Origin of the sequence: Thiothrix lacustris DSM 21227, assembly GCF_000621325.1 — a bacterium.
In the GTDB taxonomy this organism is placed as follows: Bacteria; Pseudomonadota; Gammaproteobacteria; order Thiotrichales; family Thiotrichaceae; genus Thiothrix; species Thiothrix lacustris.
Map to the genome: position 1 here is coordinate 175,138 of NZ_KK211257.1, position 15,544 is coordinate 190,681.

Here is a 15,544-nt window from a genome sequence, read left to right on the forward strand (position 1 = left end):
ACTAGGGACGTAATGCAAGAAAGACTGGATACGCTGATCAATACCACGGTAACTGGCCTCGGTTATGAGTTGTGGGGTTATGAATACCGTCCACAGACGGAAAGTGCCTTACTACGTATTTTCATCGATTCAGATCAAGGCATTACTGTCGAAGATTGCGGTCGTGTCAGCCATCAGATAGGTGCATCGCTTGATGTCGATGACCTGATTCCGGTAGCCTATATTCTTGAAGTGTCTTCACCCGGTATTGATCGGGTATTATTTATTCCAGCGCACTATGCCCTTTATGTGGGTAAGCAGATTAAAGTGCGCACTCGCCTCCCGGTAGAAAAGCGCCGCAACTTTGTTGGTAAGTTGCAGGATGCTAACGACACCCATATCTTCATGGACGTGGAAGGCACTGCATATGAAATTCCCTACGAGATTATTGACCGTGGGCGAGTGGTTTTGGATATTCGACCTCAGCGCAAGGGCGGTAAAAACGCATGAATAAAGAAATTCTCTACGTTGTTGACGCAGTTTCCAATGAGAAAAATGTTAGCAAGGAATTAATTTTCCAAGCTGTTGAGACAGCGTTGGCAATGGCTACTCGTAAGCGTTACGGGATGGGCATGGATGCGCGAGTTTCTGTTAATCGCCAAACAGGTGATTACGAAACCTACCGTCGTTGGAAGGTTGTCGATGATGAAGATCCTGAGTTTGAAAGCCCTGAACGTCAAATTTTACAAAGCTACGCTACCGCACGGGGTCTAGATATTCCTATCGGTGAGTACGTCGAAGAAGCTATTCCTTCAGTAGATTTTGGTCGTATTGCCGCCCAGACTGCTAAACAGGTGATTGTTGCGAAGGTACGTGAAGCTGAACGCGAAAAAGTCGTGTCTGCTTACCGCGACCGAGTTGGTCATTTGATTATGGGTGTGGTAAAACGTGCTGATCGGAAGGGGATTGTGCTCGATCTTGGCGAGAACGCTGAAGCCTTTATTCCACGTGAAGAAATGGTTCCCGGTGAGATGTTGCATGTTGGGGCACGTGTCCGTGGTTACCTCAAAGAAATCCATCAAGATATGCGCGGTCCACAAATCATTGTCAGCCGTTCCGATGTGAATTTCCTCATTGAGCTGATGAAGCTTGAAGTTCCTGAAGTCAGTCAGGAAATGATTGATATAATGGGTGCTGCCCGCGATGCTGGTTCACGTGCTAAGGTCGCCGTTCGTGCCAACTTGCCTAACATTGATCCGATTGGCGCTTGCGTCGGTATGCGTGGTTCACGTATTCAGACAGTCACCAATGAGCTTGGTGGTAAGGAACGAGTTGATATCGTGCTCTGGAATGATGACATTGCTACCTATGTGATGAACGCCATGGCGCCCGCAGAAGTGCTTTCCATCGTGGTGGACGAAGAAACCAAAAGCATGGATATCGGTGTTGATGGCGAAAAGCTATCGCAAGCTATCGGGCGTGGTGGTCAGAATGTGCGCCTCGCGAGTGAATTAACTGGCTGGACACTCAACGTGATGAGCGTTGAAGAAGCAGAAGCCAAAACACAAGCTGAGCAACAGTCACTGGTTAGCTTGTTTATGGAAAAGCTGGACGTTGATGAAGAAGTTGCCATTATTTTGGTAGAAGAAGGCTTCTCCACCTTGGAAGAGGTTGCTTACGTCCCGATTGAAGAGTTCATGGCCATTGAAGGCTTTGACGAAACGATTATTAATGAATTGCGTGACCGTGCCCAAACGGCGTTACTGTCACAAGCCATTTCTCAGGATACCCGCTTGCCAGCGGCCGATCTCCTGCATATGGAAGGCATGGATGATACCCTAGCCTTCAAATTGGCAACACAAGGCATTTGCACGATGGAAGATTTGGCTGAACAATCCGTGGACGAACTCATGGAATCAGCTGAAATTGACGAGGCCCGTGCGGCCAGTTTGATCATGAAAGCTCGCGAACCTTGGTTTGCGGACGACAAGGCAGAAGCTTAATTCTGCGGGAGGAAGGACTACATGTCGGACATAGCAGTTAAAAAACTTGCCGAGATAATCAATGCCCCCGTTGAAGTTCTGCTCAAGCAGTTACAGGATGCAGGTATTCACGTTAACGGCCCAGATGCATGGATTACAGATTCACAGAAACTGACTTTATTGGCACATATTCGCCAAGGTGCAGCACCTGTGAGCAATAGCGGTAATAAAATTACCATAAAGCGTCGCTCTACCAGTGAAGTGACGCTTGGTGCAGGTGGTCAGCGCGGCAAAACAGTCAGCGTGGAAGTTAGGCATAAGAAAACATTTGCTGCGGGATCAAAATTATCCGACCAGTCCGTTGATAGTTCTCAACCCCCCGTTGCAGCAGGCGCTCGAGTGAGCCGTACTGAAGAGTTGGCCCGCCAATTATCAGCTGAGCGTCAAGCGCGTGAATCTGCCATCTTGAAAACTGAACAAGATCGCCGCCAGTTAGAAGCTAAGCGAATGGAGCAACGTCAAGCTCAATCTGTTGAAGTTGTGCCTGAAGTCGCGCCTGAAATAATGATAGAGATACCTGAGAAGCCACCGGTCGTTGTTCCTCCGGTCGTTGTTGTTGAGCCAGTGGTTTCTCCGATTGTAGATGAAGTTGTGGTAAAAGAAACAGTGGTTATCCCCCCCCCTAACAAGACGCCTATTGCGGCTAAGGCCGTTGTTAATACACCAGTAACGCCAATCGCACAGGCTACTCCTACTGTTAAAACAACGCCATCTTCACCGGATGTATTGACGGCGGCTGTTACAACTGGTGGTGTAGAACCTAATGATAACTTGAGTGCAAAAGAACAGCGTGAAGTTGTTGTCGCAGCTGCTCGTGAAGAAGCCGCATCAGCCCTAAAGCGTCGTCCTTCCAAATTAAAGCCTAAGCCATCCTTAGCGCCCCGCGAAGTCGCTGACAGCAGTGAGCCAGAAGCTGAAAAAGTGGCGGTTGTTAGCACCGTTGTAGAAAAATATACTGATGCAGCGCCTGCTGAAAAGACAGACAAAAAGCCTGTTAAAAGTAAAGTGGCTGGGCGTGGTGGTCGCGAAGAATTGCATGTTCCGGCGGGCAATAGCAACCGTTCTGGCAAGAAGAAAGGCGGCGGTCGTCGTGATGCCTTCAGACCTGATCCGCGTCAGCAAAACAGCAATGCTAATGCCAAGCATGGTTTTGAAAAGCCAACCGCACCAGTTGTTAAAGAAATCGAAATTCCCACGACGATTGTTGTTTCTGATCTGGCGCAAAAGCTGGCTATTCGTGCCACTGACATCATCAAAGCGATGATGAAAATGGGCATGATGATGACCATCAACCAAGCCATTGATCAGGACACCGCGATTCTGGTGACAGAAGAGCTGGGTCACAAAGCCACGCCTATGCAAGAAATGGACGATGCTGCTTTGCTGGCTGCTATGATTGGTCAAAATGTTAACGGTTACGAAGCCAAGCCACGTCCACCAGTCGTTACCATCATGGGTCACGTTGACCACGGTAAAACATCCTTGTTGGACTACATCCGTAAAACTCGCGTTGCCGCTGGTGAAGCGGGCGGGATTACCCAGCATATTGGTGCTTACCATGTAGACACCGATCACGGTACGGTCACATTCCTCGATACACCAGGACACGCAGCGTTTACCAAAATGCGGGCACGTGGTGCACAAGTTACTGACATTATTATCCTGATCGTTGCCGCAGATGATGGCGTCATGCCGCAAACCAAGGAAGCCATCAAGCACGCGAAAGCGGCTGGTGTACCGATGGTGGTGGCGATCAACAAGATCGACAAACTAGGCGCAGACCCTGACAAAGTATTGGGCGAACTTTCCCAGAATGAAGTGAATACCGAAGCTTGGGGTGGTGATGTACCCGTAGTACAGATTTCTGCCAAAACCGGACAAGGAATTGATGCCCTGCTGGAAACCTTGCTGCTGGTTGCTGAAGTTCAGGAATTGATCGCTCCGGTTGACGCACCTGCTACCGGTAACGTTATCGAAGCCAGTATCGAAAAAGGCCGTGGTGCAGTGGCTACTGTACTCGTGCGTAATGGTACTTTGCGTCGCGGTGATTTACTGCTCTGTGGTGCCGAATACGGTCGTGTACGTGCCATGTTTGATGAGGCTGGTCGCCCGGTCAAGGAAGCAGGTCCATCCATCCCGGTCGCTGTACTCGGTTTGTCCGCCGCACCTGAAGCGGGTGATGAAGTCATCGTGATGACTGATGAGCGTAAAGCCCGTGAAATTGCCGAATTGCGCCGTGAAAAGCAGCGTGATACCCGCTTTGCTGCACAGCATGTGAGCAAGTCGGAAGACTTCTTCACGCAAGTGAAAGCCAGTGAACGTGCCCAGGTGAATATCCTGATCAAGGCTGATGTACAAGGCAGTGTGGAAGCCCTGCGTACTGAATTACTCAACTTGTCGACGGATGAGGTTGAAGTCCGCGTGGTGACTGCCGGTGTCGGCGGAATCAGCGCGAGTGATGTGGATTTGGCTTCCGCTTCCCGCGCCACCATTATCGCGTTTAACGTGCGTACCGATGCGACTGCCCGTAAGACGGCGGCTGATAACGGCGTCAATATCCGTTATTACAGCATCATTTACGAAGTCATTGATGACATCAAGTCGGTCATGAGTGGCCTGTTGTCACCTGAAGTTCGTGAAGTCTTTGTTGGTTTGGCGGAAGTCCGCGAAGTGTTCCGCTCCTCCGAGCTGGGTCAGGTCGCTGGTTGCTTGGTGGTCGATGGTGCCATGCGCCGTAGCTTGCCTATCCGTGTCTTGCGTGACAATGTGGTGATTTTCAACGGTGAGTTGGAATCCCTGCGCCGTCACCGTGATGACGTCAAAGAAGTCCACATGGGTACAGAGTGCGGTATCGCGGTCAAGGACTACAACGACGTGCGCAAAGGCGACAATATCGAATGTTATGAACGTGTTGAAGTGGCCAGGAAGATCTAAACCATGCCACAACACTCACGTCCTCAAGGCTTCGCCCGTGCTGATCGGGTGGGCGAACAAATCCGCCGCGATTTGGCCATTCTGATCCGTGACCGGGTGAAAGACCCACGGGTTGGCATGATCACGTTGCTGGATGTGGAAGTCTCCAAAGATTTCGCCCACGCCAAAATTTGGTTTGATGCACTACAAGCTGAGCAAGGTCTGGAAGCGCAGGAAGCCTTAAACCACGCTGCTGGTTTTTTGCGCCGTGAACTGGGGCATTTGCTGAAACTGCGTATGACCCCGGCCTTGCACTTCTTCTACGATGAAACCCAGTCGCGTGGGAATGCCTTGTCTGCGCTGATTGCCAAAGCAGTCGCCTCTGACCGTCATGCCGATGAAGAAGATGATGCTGATGCCAGCAAAGGTGCGGCTGAATCTTGAGTCGTCGCCGCTTCCGCAAACTCAACGGTATTTTGCTGCTGGATAAAGGCTTAGGCGCATCCAGTAACAAAGTCTTGCAGGATGCACGCTTCCTGTTTCAGGCCGAAAAAGCCGGGCATACCGGCAGTCTTGATCCCCTCGCGTCTGGCATGTTACCTGTTTGTTTTGGCGAAGCCACCAAGGTTTCCGCCTTTTTGCTCGATTCCGATAAGCGTTATATCACCACGGCGACACTGGGGTATGTGAGTACTACAGGCGATGCAGAAGGCGAAAGAGTCAATCCACGCCCTATCCCTGATGTTTCTGAGGCTGATCTGGAAGCCGTATTGGCACAATTCCGGGGCGACATTAGCCAGATTCCACCGATGTATTCCGCGCTGAAAAAAGACGGACAGCCGCTGTACAAGTTGGCACGTCAAGGTCTGGAAGTGGAACGTCCTGCTCGTGACATTACCATCCACTCCCTGCAAGTGTTGGCTCGTACCGACGACACCCTTACGCTGGATGTGGTGTGCAGCAAAGGCACGTATATCCGCACGCTGGTGGAAGACATTGGCGAAAAGCTCGGCTGTGGCGCGTATGTTTCCATGCTACGGCGCGAGTCGGTTGAGCCATTCAGCACATTCCGCATGTACACGCTGGAAGAGCTGCGGGCATTGGCAGAACAAGGTTTCGATGCTTTGGATAAAGTATTGCTGCCATTGGATGTTGCCTTACCACACCTGCCCGCTATCACCGTAGAAGATGCTGTCATCACTCGTTTGCGCCAAGGCCAAAAAGTGCGTACCGATGATACGGATGCCGAATTGCTGCGTTTGTACAGTGAATTCGGTGAATTCATCGGGCTGGGTGAGTGCATCCGGGGCGTTATCATTCCCCGGCGCTTGCTGGCGTATGAATCCCTTACAACCCCATGTGCAGATACTTGATTTCCAAGTATTCCTCAATCCCGTATTTCGAGCCTTCGCGCCCCAATCCTGAACTTTTCTGACCGCCAAATGGGGCAACTTCAGTGGAAATAATGCCGCTGTTGATGCCGACCATGCCGTATTCCAGCGCTTCCGATACGCGCCATACCCGTCCAATATCCCGCGCATACAAATAAGCAGCCAAGCCGTATTCGGTGTCGTTTGCCATCTGGATAGCTTCTTCTTCGGTGTCAAAGCGGAATAAGGGCGCAACTGGGCCAAAGATTTCTTCTTTTGCCACACGCATGTTGGGCAAGACACCCGTCAATACTGTTGGTGTGTAAAACGTGCCACCCAGCGCATGGCGTCCACCACCCCCGACGATTTTCGCACCACCTTGTACGGCATCAGCGACCAAAGCTTCGACCTTGCAGAGTGCGGCTTCATCAATCAATGGCCCTTGGTTAACATCGCTTTCCGTGCCATGCCCCACTTTCAGCTTGGCGACGGCTTGCGCAAGCTTTTCGGCAAAGGCGTCATACACCTTGGTTTGCACCAGAAAGCGGTTGGTGCAGACGCAGGTTTGCCCGGCATTGCGGTATTTCGAGGCCACTGCACCGGCAACCGCTGCATCCAGATCGGCATCATCAAACACGATGAAGGGTGCGTTGCCACCGAGTTCCAGCGAAAGCTTTTTCAGGGTCGGGGCGCATTGTTGCATCAATAAACGGCCTACCGCCGTCGAGCCGGTGAAGCTGAGTTTGCGCACCTTATCATTGCTGGTTAATTCGCCACCGATGACGTGCGGATCGCCTGTTACCACGCTGAAAATGCCTGCGGGTACGCCTGCCTGTTCAGCCAGTACTGCCAGCGCCAGCGCCGATAAGGGGGTTTGTTCTGCCGGTTTGACGACCATTGCACAGCCAGCGGCCAGTGCCGGGGCGGCTTTGCGGGTGATCATGGCAGCGGGAAAATTCCACGGGGTAATCGCGGCGCATACCCCGACAGGTTCCTTGATCACCACGATGCGGCTGTTGGGGAAGGGTGAGGGAATCACGTCGCCGTAAGTGCGTTTGCCCTCTTCGGCAAACCATTGGATGAAGGCGGCAGCGTAGGCAATTTCACCGCGTGATTCTGCCAGTGGTTTGCCCTGTTCGGCGGTCATGATCTGTGCGAGGTCTTCCTGATGTTCCAGCATGAGGTGATGCCAAGTGTGCAAGACGTTGGCACGGTCGGCGGCGGTGCGTTTGCGCCATTCACGTTGGGCGAGGGTTGCGCCATCAATCGCGGCACGGGTTTGCGCAGCACTACAACGGGGAACGCTGGTGATGGTTTCAGCCGTTGCCGGGTTGGTAACGTTTAAAGTATCGCCATCATCAGCGGCTACCCATGCGCCATTGATGTAGCACTGTGAACGCAGCAGGTTGGGGTTTTTCAAAGGTATCATGTTGCATTGCCTCGGCGAGTATTGGTGTGGATGTTGACAGCCATTTTACACAGGGGGAAGCCACTGCACCCCCAGAATGCGCCGTATTTGCTGGTGCGTTGCACCATCGCCTTGCCGCAGAGTGGGCAGATTTTGCTTTCCGGTGGGATGTCAGTGCTTTGAGCGGTGCTAGGCTGCGCTGGTTTGGGGCGAAATTCCGTTGCCAGTGCTTCAGGGGTAGTGCCACCTGCCCCGGCTTTGGCGCGTTCCAGCACTTTCAGTAGCCAGGTTTGCTGCTTTTCCATGAACTGTTCCAACAGCATTTCGCCATTGGCGACGGCTTCGAGCGCCTGTTCCCATGCAGCCGTCAGTGCCGGATCTTTGACGGCGTTAGGTAACATGCTGATCAAGGCATTGCCTTTGGCGGTGACGCGTAGGCATTTCTTTTTGCCTTCGCGCTCCAGCAGTTTGCGGGTCAACAGGGTTTCGATGATGGCGGCGCGGGTGGCTTCGGTGCCAATGCCCGCGTTTTCCTTGAGGATGGCTTTGAGCTTGGGATTTTCGACCTGCTTGGCGATGCCCTTCATGGCCTGAATCAGCGTGCCTTCGGTGTAAGGGGCGGGTGGTTTGGTTTGGCGTTGCAGGGTTTCGGTGTCCTGCACCAGCACATTGTCACCCACCGTGAGTTTGGGTAAGGCTTGCGCGGTTTCATCGGTTTTAGCGTCTTTGTCAGATTTGACGAGGGTGTCATCGCCCGGTTCCTGATAGGCAATTTTCCAGCCCGCTACCCGATCCACTCGACCGGAGGCGCGGAATTTGTAGCCTTGGCAGTCGAGTTCAATCACGGTTTGATCGTATTCGTAAGCAGGGAAAAACTGTGCCAGATAACGCTTGCGGATCAGATCATAGATGAAAAACTCGCTTTCCGACAAGCGTTCGATACTGCCCTTGGCGGCGGTGGGAATAATGCCGTGGTGGGCGGTAATTTTGCTGTCATCCCACGCTTTGCTTTTACGGCTGGGGTCGGCTTGCGTGACCAGCGGGGATAAGTTGCGGTCGGTTTGCACCAATGCCTGAAACACGGCCGCCGCATCGGCGTGTTGGGAGCGCGGCAGGTAGCCGCAGTCAGTACGTGGGTAGGTGGTGAGTTTATAGGTTTCGTACAAGGCTTGTGCCACATCCAGCACTTGTTTGGCGCTCATGCCCCAGCGCCGTGAGGCTTCCACCTGTAAGCCGGAAAGGTCGTAGGGCAACGGGGCATTCTGGCGCTTGCGTTCGGTATCGCAACGCAGCACGCTGGCTTGCTCGCCTTTGCAGGAGGTTGCTATCTGTTGGGCGAGTGCCCTGTCTATACAACGGCCTTCCGCGTCAATGCCTTCCTTGCCTTTGGGGGGAACCCAGTTGGCTTTGAAGGTTTGTGGCGCATCATGGGGCAGGCAAATGGCGCTGACATCCCAGTAATCCACCGGCTCGAAATGTTTGATGTGGGCATCGCGGTCAGCGACCAGTCGCAGGGTAGGGGTTTGCACTCTGCCAACGCTTAATGCGCCACTTTTTGCGCCGAGTTGCCCACTGTATTGGGCAGCGAGTGTGTAGGCGCGGCTGAGGTTCATGCCTACCAGCCAGTCGGCACGGCTACGCGCCAGCCCGGCTTGATAGAGTTTCTCGGTGTCTGCACCCGGTTTGAGTTGCCCTAGGGCTTTGCGGATGCTGGCGTCGTCGAGGGCTGATAGCCACAGGCGCGATATTTGCCCGTGGTAACAGCAGCATTCCATGACTTCGCGGGCAATCATTTCGCCTTCGCGGTCAGCATCCGTGGCGATGATGACGTGCTGCGCTTTGGCTAACAGTGCCTTGATCACTTTGAATTGTTTGGCGCCGGATTTTTTGACTTCCAGCTTCCACTGTTCTGGCAGGATAGGCAGGGAAGCAAAACTCCAGCGTTTGTATTGCTCGCCATAGGCTTCAGGTTCGGCTTGTTCCAGCAAATGCCCAAAGCACCAAGTTACAGTGATGCCTTGGCCTTGTAAGAAACCGTCACCTCGTCCATTCGCACCAAGTACACGGGCAATATCCCGCGCTTGGCTGGGTTTTTCACACAAGTAAAGCATAGTTATTATGGTTCAGATTGGTCATTGTGAGCATCATAGGCATTTGTAGGTAATGCAGCAAATCTTGTTATTGTGAAGATCTTTTATTTTCATGATGCACCTGTTATTCTAAGGTGTGTCGTGCTGAAACAGTTGTGTCCGTTTTATTTAGTCTTGATTTTATTCCGTCAGATTATCAGATTAACGCCTTTCCTAATAATAAATGATTGATGTCAGCTATTATCGCCGTTCAATAATCTTTTAATGGTTTTATTTGAACATATCAGTTGAGGAAATGAATGAACAAAAAACCTTCTTCAGGAAGTTTTGATATTATCCTGGATATGGAACATGTCGGTCATAGGGATAACGTGTGCATGTCTTTTGGCGCAGGTCTATTCAGAAAGCTCGGTTGGGTTTCGGGTAGTTGGTTGGCTTTTGATACCAGTGAAACCGGGCAGATCGCCTTTCATCAAGTTGAAGAACCTTCTGAAACCACGTTCAATGTCAGAAAACTCAAACTTCAAGGCGGCTTTTATAAAGTCTGTTTTTATTCACCCCTGTACCGTTTTCCTAAAGGCGTGGCGTTATCCAAAGAAAAAGCCTTGTTTAATGCGAATAGTTGGACGTTGACTCTGGCTATTCCCGAAGAATACTGGGTTTTACCAGAAGAGGATGTTCCACCAGCTCAAGCTCGAGCGCCGGTTTCCCGTGAGTTGAGCGTTGATGATATTGCGGCTGCTTTTAGTAAGATGTAAGCGTCGGTAAAATAACCAGATGTTGCAAGTCTAATTCAATACAAACACTTGCACCAATCGGATGGGCTTGGTGGCTGGGTGTTAATGCCAATAGCTGACTACCATCGTTTAGTGCCAGCCCATATAAATATTCTGCGCCCCGAAATCCTCGCGATATGACGGTTGCTGGGTGCGGTGAGTCTGCTACCAACCGCAAGTCATCCGGGCGAATTAACACACTGACCGGGCATTCTGGCTGGCAACTTTCAGGTACATCGCCGTGTACATTGCCCAGTGCTGTCGCGACGGTGTTGTGGTTTAAAACGATACCGGGTAGCAAGACCCCTTGCCCGATGAACCCCGCCACAAAGGCGTTTGCGGGTTTGTGATACAGGTTGTAACCCGTATCCCACTGCTGCAAACGCCCCTGTTGCAACACGCCAATTTCGTCTGCCATTGCAAAGGCTTCGTGCTGGTCGTGCGTGACCAGAATCGCGGTCATGCCTTCGCGCTTGAGAATGTCGCGGACTTCCCGCGCCAACATTTCGCGCAATTCCACATCCTGACTGCCGAAAGGCTCGTCCAGCAATAATAAGCGTGGGCGTGGCGCGAGCGCCCGTGCCAGTGCAATGCGCTGTTGCTGCCCGCCAGAAAGCTCATGCGGGTAACGTTTTGCATAGCCCGGTAGATTGACCAGTTCCAGCAATTCCGCCACCCGCCGCGCCTTATCCTGGCTGGACTGTTTGCGAATGCCGAAGGTAATGTTGTCGGCAATATTCAGGTGCGGAAACAGTGCGTAATCCTGAAACACCATGCCGATAGTGCGCTTTTCCGGGGGCAAGTGCGTGTTGTGGTCACTGATAAGCTGTCCATTCAGCGTGATACTGCCTTGTGTGACGGACTCGAAACCGGCAATCGCCCGTAACAGCGTCGTTTTGCCGCAACCACTCGGCCCTAGCAAGCAGCCGATTTGCCCGTCTTCCACCGTCAGGCTCACCGCGTGTACGACGGCGTTGTTGCTGTAACGGATGTGGATGTTTTGTAGGGTCAGTTTACTCATCAATGTTCCCCCGCCCGCGATTTACCAATCGAGCGACTCAATAAAATTACCGGAATAATCCCCGCCACCACGATCATCAGTGAGGGCAGACCCGCATCCGCCAGCCGTTCATCCGAAGCCAATTCATACGCCCGCACTGCCAAGGTATTGAAGTTGAAGGGGCGTAAAATCAGCGTAGCAGGCAGCTCCTTCAACACATCCACAAACACCAGCAAAATAGCAGTGAGTAATGTGCCTTTCATCAGCGGTAAATGCAGGCGGTGCAACACACCAAATGCACTCAAACCCAGCGAACGCCCGGCATTATCCAGCGTCGGTTTAATCTTCCCCAACCCGGCTTCCACCGTTTGCAAGGACACCGCCAGAAAACGCACGTTGTAAGCAAACAGCACGGTAAACAGCGTGCCACTCAGCACCAGCCCGATCGTGCTGCCTCGCCATTGCTGGCTGATAGTGTTGAGTTGCGTATCCATCCACGCAAATGGGATCAGTACCCCGATCGCAATTACCGTGCCGGGAATCGCATAACCCATCGCCGCTATCCGCGCTGTCAGGTTGACCAGCGGATCGTTGCTCAAGCGCTTGCCGTAGCCCAGAATCAGCGCCAAGAGCAAGGCAAACAGTGCCGCCAAACTTGCCAGCATAATGCTGTTCCACACCAGCTTGATGAAATCAGCATCCAAGCCGTTGGTAGCGGTGGTGACACTCCAGTACAGCAATTGCCCGACGGGAATCACGAAACCGAGCAGCAAGGGCAGGGCGCAGACCAGTACCGCCGCGACCGCATAACTTCCCCGCAAGGGATAGCGCGGCAACCGCGAATACTTGCTGGACGTATGATGGTAACGTGCCTTGTGCCGTGACCAGCGTTCCAACAGGATCAGCACGAACACAAACCCCATCAGCAAGGCCGCGAGTTGTGACGCAGCTGCATGATCACCCAACCCAAACCACGTGCGGAAAATACCCGTGGTAAACGTCGTTACCCCGAAATATTGCACCGTGCCAAAATCCGCCAACGTTTCCATCAACGCCAGCGACAAGCCGGTAATAATGGCAGGCCGCGCCAACGGCAAAGCCACGCGAAAGAAACTCTGCCACTGGTTTGACCCCAGTGTGCGGCTCACTTCCAGCACACAAATCGACTGTTCCAGAAAGGCTGCCCTTGCCAGCAAATACACATACGGGAACAACACCAAGGAGAGCATGGTGATGGCACCACCCAGCGAACGCACATTCGGGAAGTAATAATCGCCATAGCCCCAGCCGGTCAGCTCACGCAGCAGGCTTTGCACGGGGCCGGAAAAATCCAGCATCCCGGTATAGGTGTAGGCAATAATGTAAGCAGGCATAGCCAGCGGCAACAGCAATGCCCATTCAAAAAAGCGTTGCCCCGGAAACTGGCACATGCTGTTTAGCCATGCCGCCGGAAGCCCCAGCAGCAATACGCCAAAACCCACGCCCAGCACCAGCCACAAGGTATTCAGCAAGTAATCGCTGAGCACCGTTTCACGCAAATGTTGCCAAACCTCGGGCGCAGGCACGAACACATAGCCGAACACCGCAAGGATAGGCAAGGCGGTCAGCAGTGCCATGCTCAACAGCACAGCACGCCACAGCAGGGGTTTTATTTCCACCCAGCTTTATCCATGATTTTGACGGCTTCGGCATTGTGTTTGCCAAGTTCCGACAAGTTCAGGCTATCCGCTTTGAACTCACCCCAGCCTTGCAGCATGTCGCCAATAGCGACGCCCGCTTTCACCGGGTACTCATGGTTGGCTTCGGCGTACCATTGCTGCGATTCGTCGTTCACCAGAAATTCCATCAGTTTGACGGCGTTATCCTTGTTTTTGGCGGTTTTGGTGACAGTCGCGCCGCTGATATTGATATGCGTGCCACGGTCTGCTTGATTAGGCCAGAAAATCGCGACTTTTTCGGCAGCGGCTTTGTCTTCCGCATTTTCACCTGCCAGCATTTGCCCGTAGTAGTAGGTGTTGGAAATGGCAATGTCGCACTGTCCGGCCGCCGCCGCTTTGATCTGATCGCGGTCGCCACCTTCGGGGGGGCGGGCAAAGTTTTTCACCAAGCCATCAGCCCATGCCTGTGCTTTTTCCACGCCATTGACTGCCATCATCGACCCCAGCATCGACTGGTTGTAAATGTTGTCGGAAGAGCGGATACAAATACGGCTTTTCCATTTTGGGTCAGTCAAATCTTCGTAGGTGGAAAGTTCTTCCGGTTTCACCTTGCCCTTCACGTAGAAAATCGGGCGGGCGCGGGAAGTCAGGCCAAACCATTGGTTATTTGCGTCACGCAGATTAGCGGGAATGGCCTTTGTCAGTACCTCGGATTCAACGGGCTGGGTTAGCCCCATTTCCACCGCGCGGTAGAGGCGGCCTGCATCAGCCGTCATCAGCAGATCAGCCGGAGTATTGTCGCCTTCGAGCCGGAGGCGTTCCAGCAAGGCATCATCCTTGCCGGTGACGAGGTTAACGGCAATGCCGGTCTGTGCGGTAAATTTGTCGAACAGCGGTTTGATCAATTGCTCCTTACGAGCGGAATAGACGTTCACTTCGCCATCTGCCAGTGCAAGGGAGGGCAGGCTAAGGGGTAGCAGCGTTAGTAGAGCAAGTGAAATATTTTTAATCATGAGTTTATCGCCGATGAATGTTAATAGTATAGATTCTCATTATCTATATTTGAAATAAGAATGCAAGTAATTCTCATTTTTGTCCTGATTCCAGATCAGGTGGGCAGATATGGGGTGTTTGCCATAGGTGTGTTGGTGAGACGGCGTTGCAGCAATCTCTTTCCTCCAACGTTTCCAGCAAACGGCAATGCGCTGCTGTCCTGCTTTGGCATCCGGCAAGTTGTTCCAATGCTGTACGGATAGCTTGCATATCACGGATTCTGGCATCCACTTCTGCTATGTGTTTTTGCACCAGTTGATCGGCGGTATCACAAGGCTGATGTGGTTGGTCGGTCAATTGCAGCAGGGAGCGGATTTCTTCCAAACTAAAACCCAGCTCACGCCCGCGTCGGATAAAACGCAGCCGTTTTATATCGTCTTCACGGTAATGCCGATAACCGCTACTGGAGCGGGCAGGCGAAGGCAACAAGCCAGTGCGTTCGTAGTACCGGATGGTTTCAATATTTACCCCGGATGCTTGACTCAGTTTTCCAATCGTCAATGTTGTGTTCATGGCTTGACCCTGTAGCGACTACAGGGTTTAGCATACCCCCAATAGAACGATTTGGAGAAATGTATGAGCGCACAATGTGGTTGTAACCACAGTTGCAGTACCGAAGCCAAACCCCCACAAGGGCGTTATCGCCTGATCTTATGGCTGGCGTTGCTCATCAATGCCGCCATGTTTGGGGTGGAAATGCTATTCGGAGTATGGGCGCAATCGGCTTCTTTGCTGGCAGACTCGCTCGACTTTTTCGGGGATGCTGCCAACTACGGTGTCAGCTTGTGGGTACTGGGGATGGGGTTGGCTATCCGTGCCAAAGCATCCTTGCTGAAAGCCGCAACGATGGCAGTATTTGGGGTGTGGGTGCTGGGGCGTACTGGCTGGGGGTTATGGGCGGGAAACTTACCGGATGCCATGACAATGGGCAGTGTCGCACTGCTGGCGCTGGCTGCTAATGTGGTGGTTGCTGCCATGCTGTACGTTTACCGTGAGGGTGACAGCAATATGCGCAGTGTGTGGATTTGCTCACGCAATGATGCCATCGGCAATGTGGCGGTGGTATTGGCGGCGGTTGGGGTATTCGGCACAGCTTCCGGCTTGCCTGACTTGATCGTGGCGGGGGTGATGGCTACCTTGGCTTTGAGCGGGGCGTGGCAGACGTGGGGTTATGCCCAGCAGGATTTGCGCCGTGCAGCCGTTGAGGCTGTAGAAAAACCCTCCGAACCGCCATTTTGTGGGATAATCAAGCATC

Annotated in this window: 13 protein-coding genes; 7 read left to right on the forward strand and 6 right to left on the reverse strand. The window is 52.7% G+C overall.

Translation table 11 applies throughout. The features are described 5' to 3' along the window. Positions 1–12 precede the first annotated feature (12 nt). The 5 genes from Q394_RS0117555 to truB are packed head-to-tail and all read left to right on the forward strand — an operon-like array spanning position 13 to position 6,307. The gene (locus tag Q394_RS0117555) at positions 13–489 is read left to right on the forward strand and encodes a ribosome maturation factor RimP (protein WP_028490392.1); all 477 of its coding nucleotides are present in this window, start codon (positions 13–15) and stop codon (positions 487–489) included. Further along, positions 486–1,982 (forward strand): transcription termination factor NusA, encoded by a 1,497-nt coding sequence (gene nusA / locus Q394_RS0117560; RefSeq protein WP_028490393.1) that lies wholly within the window; start codon positions 486–488, stop codon positions 1,980–1,982. The genes Q394_RS0117555 and nusA overlap by 4 nt, the downstream gene beginning before the upstream one ends. 21 nt (positions 1,983–2,003) lie before the next feature. Next, positions 2,004–4,955 carry a translation initiation factor IF-2 gene (gene infB / locus Q394_RS0117565; RefSeq protein WP_028490394.1) on the forward strand — a complete coding sequence of 984 codons (2,952 nt, stop codon included), beginning with the start codon at positions 2,004–2,006 and terminating at the stop codon, positions 4,953–4,955. A 3-nt stretch (positions 4,956–4,958) separates the two neighbouring features. Further along, positions 4,959–5,378: a 30S ribosome-binding factor RbfA gene (gene rbfA / locus Q394_RS0117570; RefSeq protein ID WP_028490395.1), complete on the forward strand. Its 420-nt coding sequence runs from the start codon at positions 4,959–4,961 to the stop codon at positions 5,376–5,378. Beyond that, positions 5,375–6,307, forward strand: a complete 933-nt coding sequence (gene truB, locus Q394_RS0117575; RefSeq protein ID WP_038141931.1) for a tRNA pseudouridine(55) synthase TruB — start codon at positions 5,375–5,377, stop codon at positions 6,305–6,307. Before rbfA ends, truB begins: the two co-directional genes overlap by 4 nt. Here the strand turns inward: truB and Q394_RS0117580 are convergent. Beyond that, positions 6,282–7,730, reverse strand: a complete 1,449-nt coding sequence (locus tag Q394_RS0117580) for a succinate-semialdehyde dehydrogenase (RefSeq protein WP_211248851.1) — start codon at positions 7,728–7,730, stop codon at positions 6,282–6,284. The genes truB and Q394_RS0117580 overlap by 26 nt on opposite strands. Then, positions 7,730–9,823: a DNA topoisomerase III gene (locus tag Q394_RS0117585; protein ID WP_038141933.1), complete on the reverse strand. Its 2,094-nt coding sequence runs from the start codon at positions 9,821–9,823 to the stop codon at positions 7,730–7,732. Before Q394_RS0117585 ends, Q394_RS0117580 begins: the two co-directional genes overlap by 1 nt. A gap of 278 nt (positions 9,824–10,101) precedes the next feature. On the opposite strand from Q394_RS0117585, the gene Q394_RS0117590 reads away from it, so the two are divergent. Continuing rightward, the gene (locus tag Q394_RS0117590) at positions 10,102–10,560 is read left to right on the forward strand and encodes a hypothetical protein (RefSeq protein WP_028490399.1); all 459 of its coding nucleotides are present in this window, start codon (positions 10,102–10,104) and stop codon (positions 10,558–10,560) included. Here the strand turns inward: Q394_RS0117590 and Q394_RS0117595 are convergent. The 4 genes from Q394_RS0117595 to Q394_RS21045 all read right to left on the reverse strand — a co-directional run bounded on the left by Q394_RS0117595 (position 10,547) and on the right by Q394_RS21045 (position 14,802). Beyond that, complete coding sequence (locus Q394_RS0117595) at positions 10,547–11,599, reverse strand: ABC transporter ATP-binding protein (RefSeq protein ID WP_028490400.1); 1,053 nt, start codon at positions 11,597–11,599, stop codon at positions 10,547–10,549. The two genes, Q394_RS0117590 and Q394_RS0117595, sit on opposite strands and share 14 nt — an antisense overlap. Then, positions 11,599–13,194, reverse strand: coding sequence for an ABC transporter permease (locus tag Q394_RS0117600; protein ID WP_210224602.1), 1,596 nt, complete (start codon positions 13,192–13,194; stop codon positions 11,599–11,601). The genes Q394_RS0117595 and Q394_RS0117600 overlap by 1 nt, the downstream gene beginning before the upstream one ends. A gap of 32 nt (positions 13,195–13,226) precedes the next feature. Further along, on the reverse strand, positions 13,227–14,249 hold the full coding sequence (locus Q394_RS0117605; protein WP_028490402.1) for a Fe(3+) ABC transporter substrate-binding protein: 1,023 nt from the start codon (positions 14,247–14,249) through the stop codon (positions 13,227–13,229). 73 nt (positions 14,250–14,322) lie between these two features. Beyond that, positions 14,323–14,802, reverse strand: a complete 480-nt coding sequence (locus Q394_RS21045; protein WP_051543545.1) for a MerR family transcriptional regulator — start codon at positions 14,800–14,802, stop codon at positions 14,323–14,325. Positions 14,803–14,865: 63 nt separating this feature from the next. Here Q394_RS21045 and Q394_RS21050 point away from each other — a divergent pair. Then, a partial coding sequence (locus Q394_RS21050; RefSeq protein WP_245606815.1) for a cation efflux transmembrane domain-containing protein occupies positions 14,866–15,544 on the forward strand: 679 nt, incomplete at its 3' end.

Bases quoted from the DNA above. Each gene is read 5' to 3' on its own strand.
- infB (WP_028490394.1), top strand. From the start codon at position 2,004: ATGTCGGACATAGCAGTTAAAAAACTTGCCGAGATAATCAATGCCCCC.
- Q394_RS0117595 (WP_028490400.1), bottom strand. From the start codon at position 11,599: ATGAGTAAACTGACCCTACAAAACATCCACATCCGTTACAGCAACAAC.
- Q394_RS0117555 (WP_028490392.1), top strand. From the start codon at position 13: ATGCAAGAAAGACTGGATACGCTGATCAATACCACGGTAACTGGCCTC.
- Q394_RS0117600 (WP_210224602.1), bottom strand. From the start codon at position 13,194: ATGGCACTGCTGACCGCCTTGCCTATCCTTGCGGTGTTCGGCTATGTG.
- Q394_RS21045 (WP_051543545.1), bottom strand. From the start codon at position 14,802: ATGAACACAACATTGACGATTGGAAAACTGAGTCAAGCATCCGGGGTA.
- rbfA (WP_028490395.1), top strand. From the start codon at position 4,959: ATGCCACAACACTCACGTCCTCAAGGCTTCGCCCGTGCTGATCGGGTG.
- Q394_RS0117605 (WP_028490402.1), bottom strand. From the start codon at position 14,249: ATGATTAAAAATATTTCACTTGCTCTACTAACGCTGCTACCCCTTAGC.
- Q394_RS0117590 (WP_028490399.1), top strand. From the start codon at position 10,102: ATGAACAAAAAACCTTCTTCAGGAAGTTTTGATATTATCCTGGATATG.
- nusA (WP_028490393.1), top strand. From the start codon at position 486: ATGAATAAAGAAATTCTCTACGTTGTTGACGCAGTTTCCAATGAGAAA.
- Q394_RS0117585 (WP_038141933.1), bottom strand. From the start codon at position 9,823: ATGCTTTACTTGTGTGAAAAACCCAGCCAAGCGCGGGATATTGCCCGT.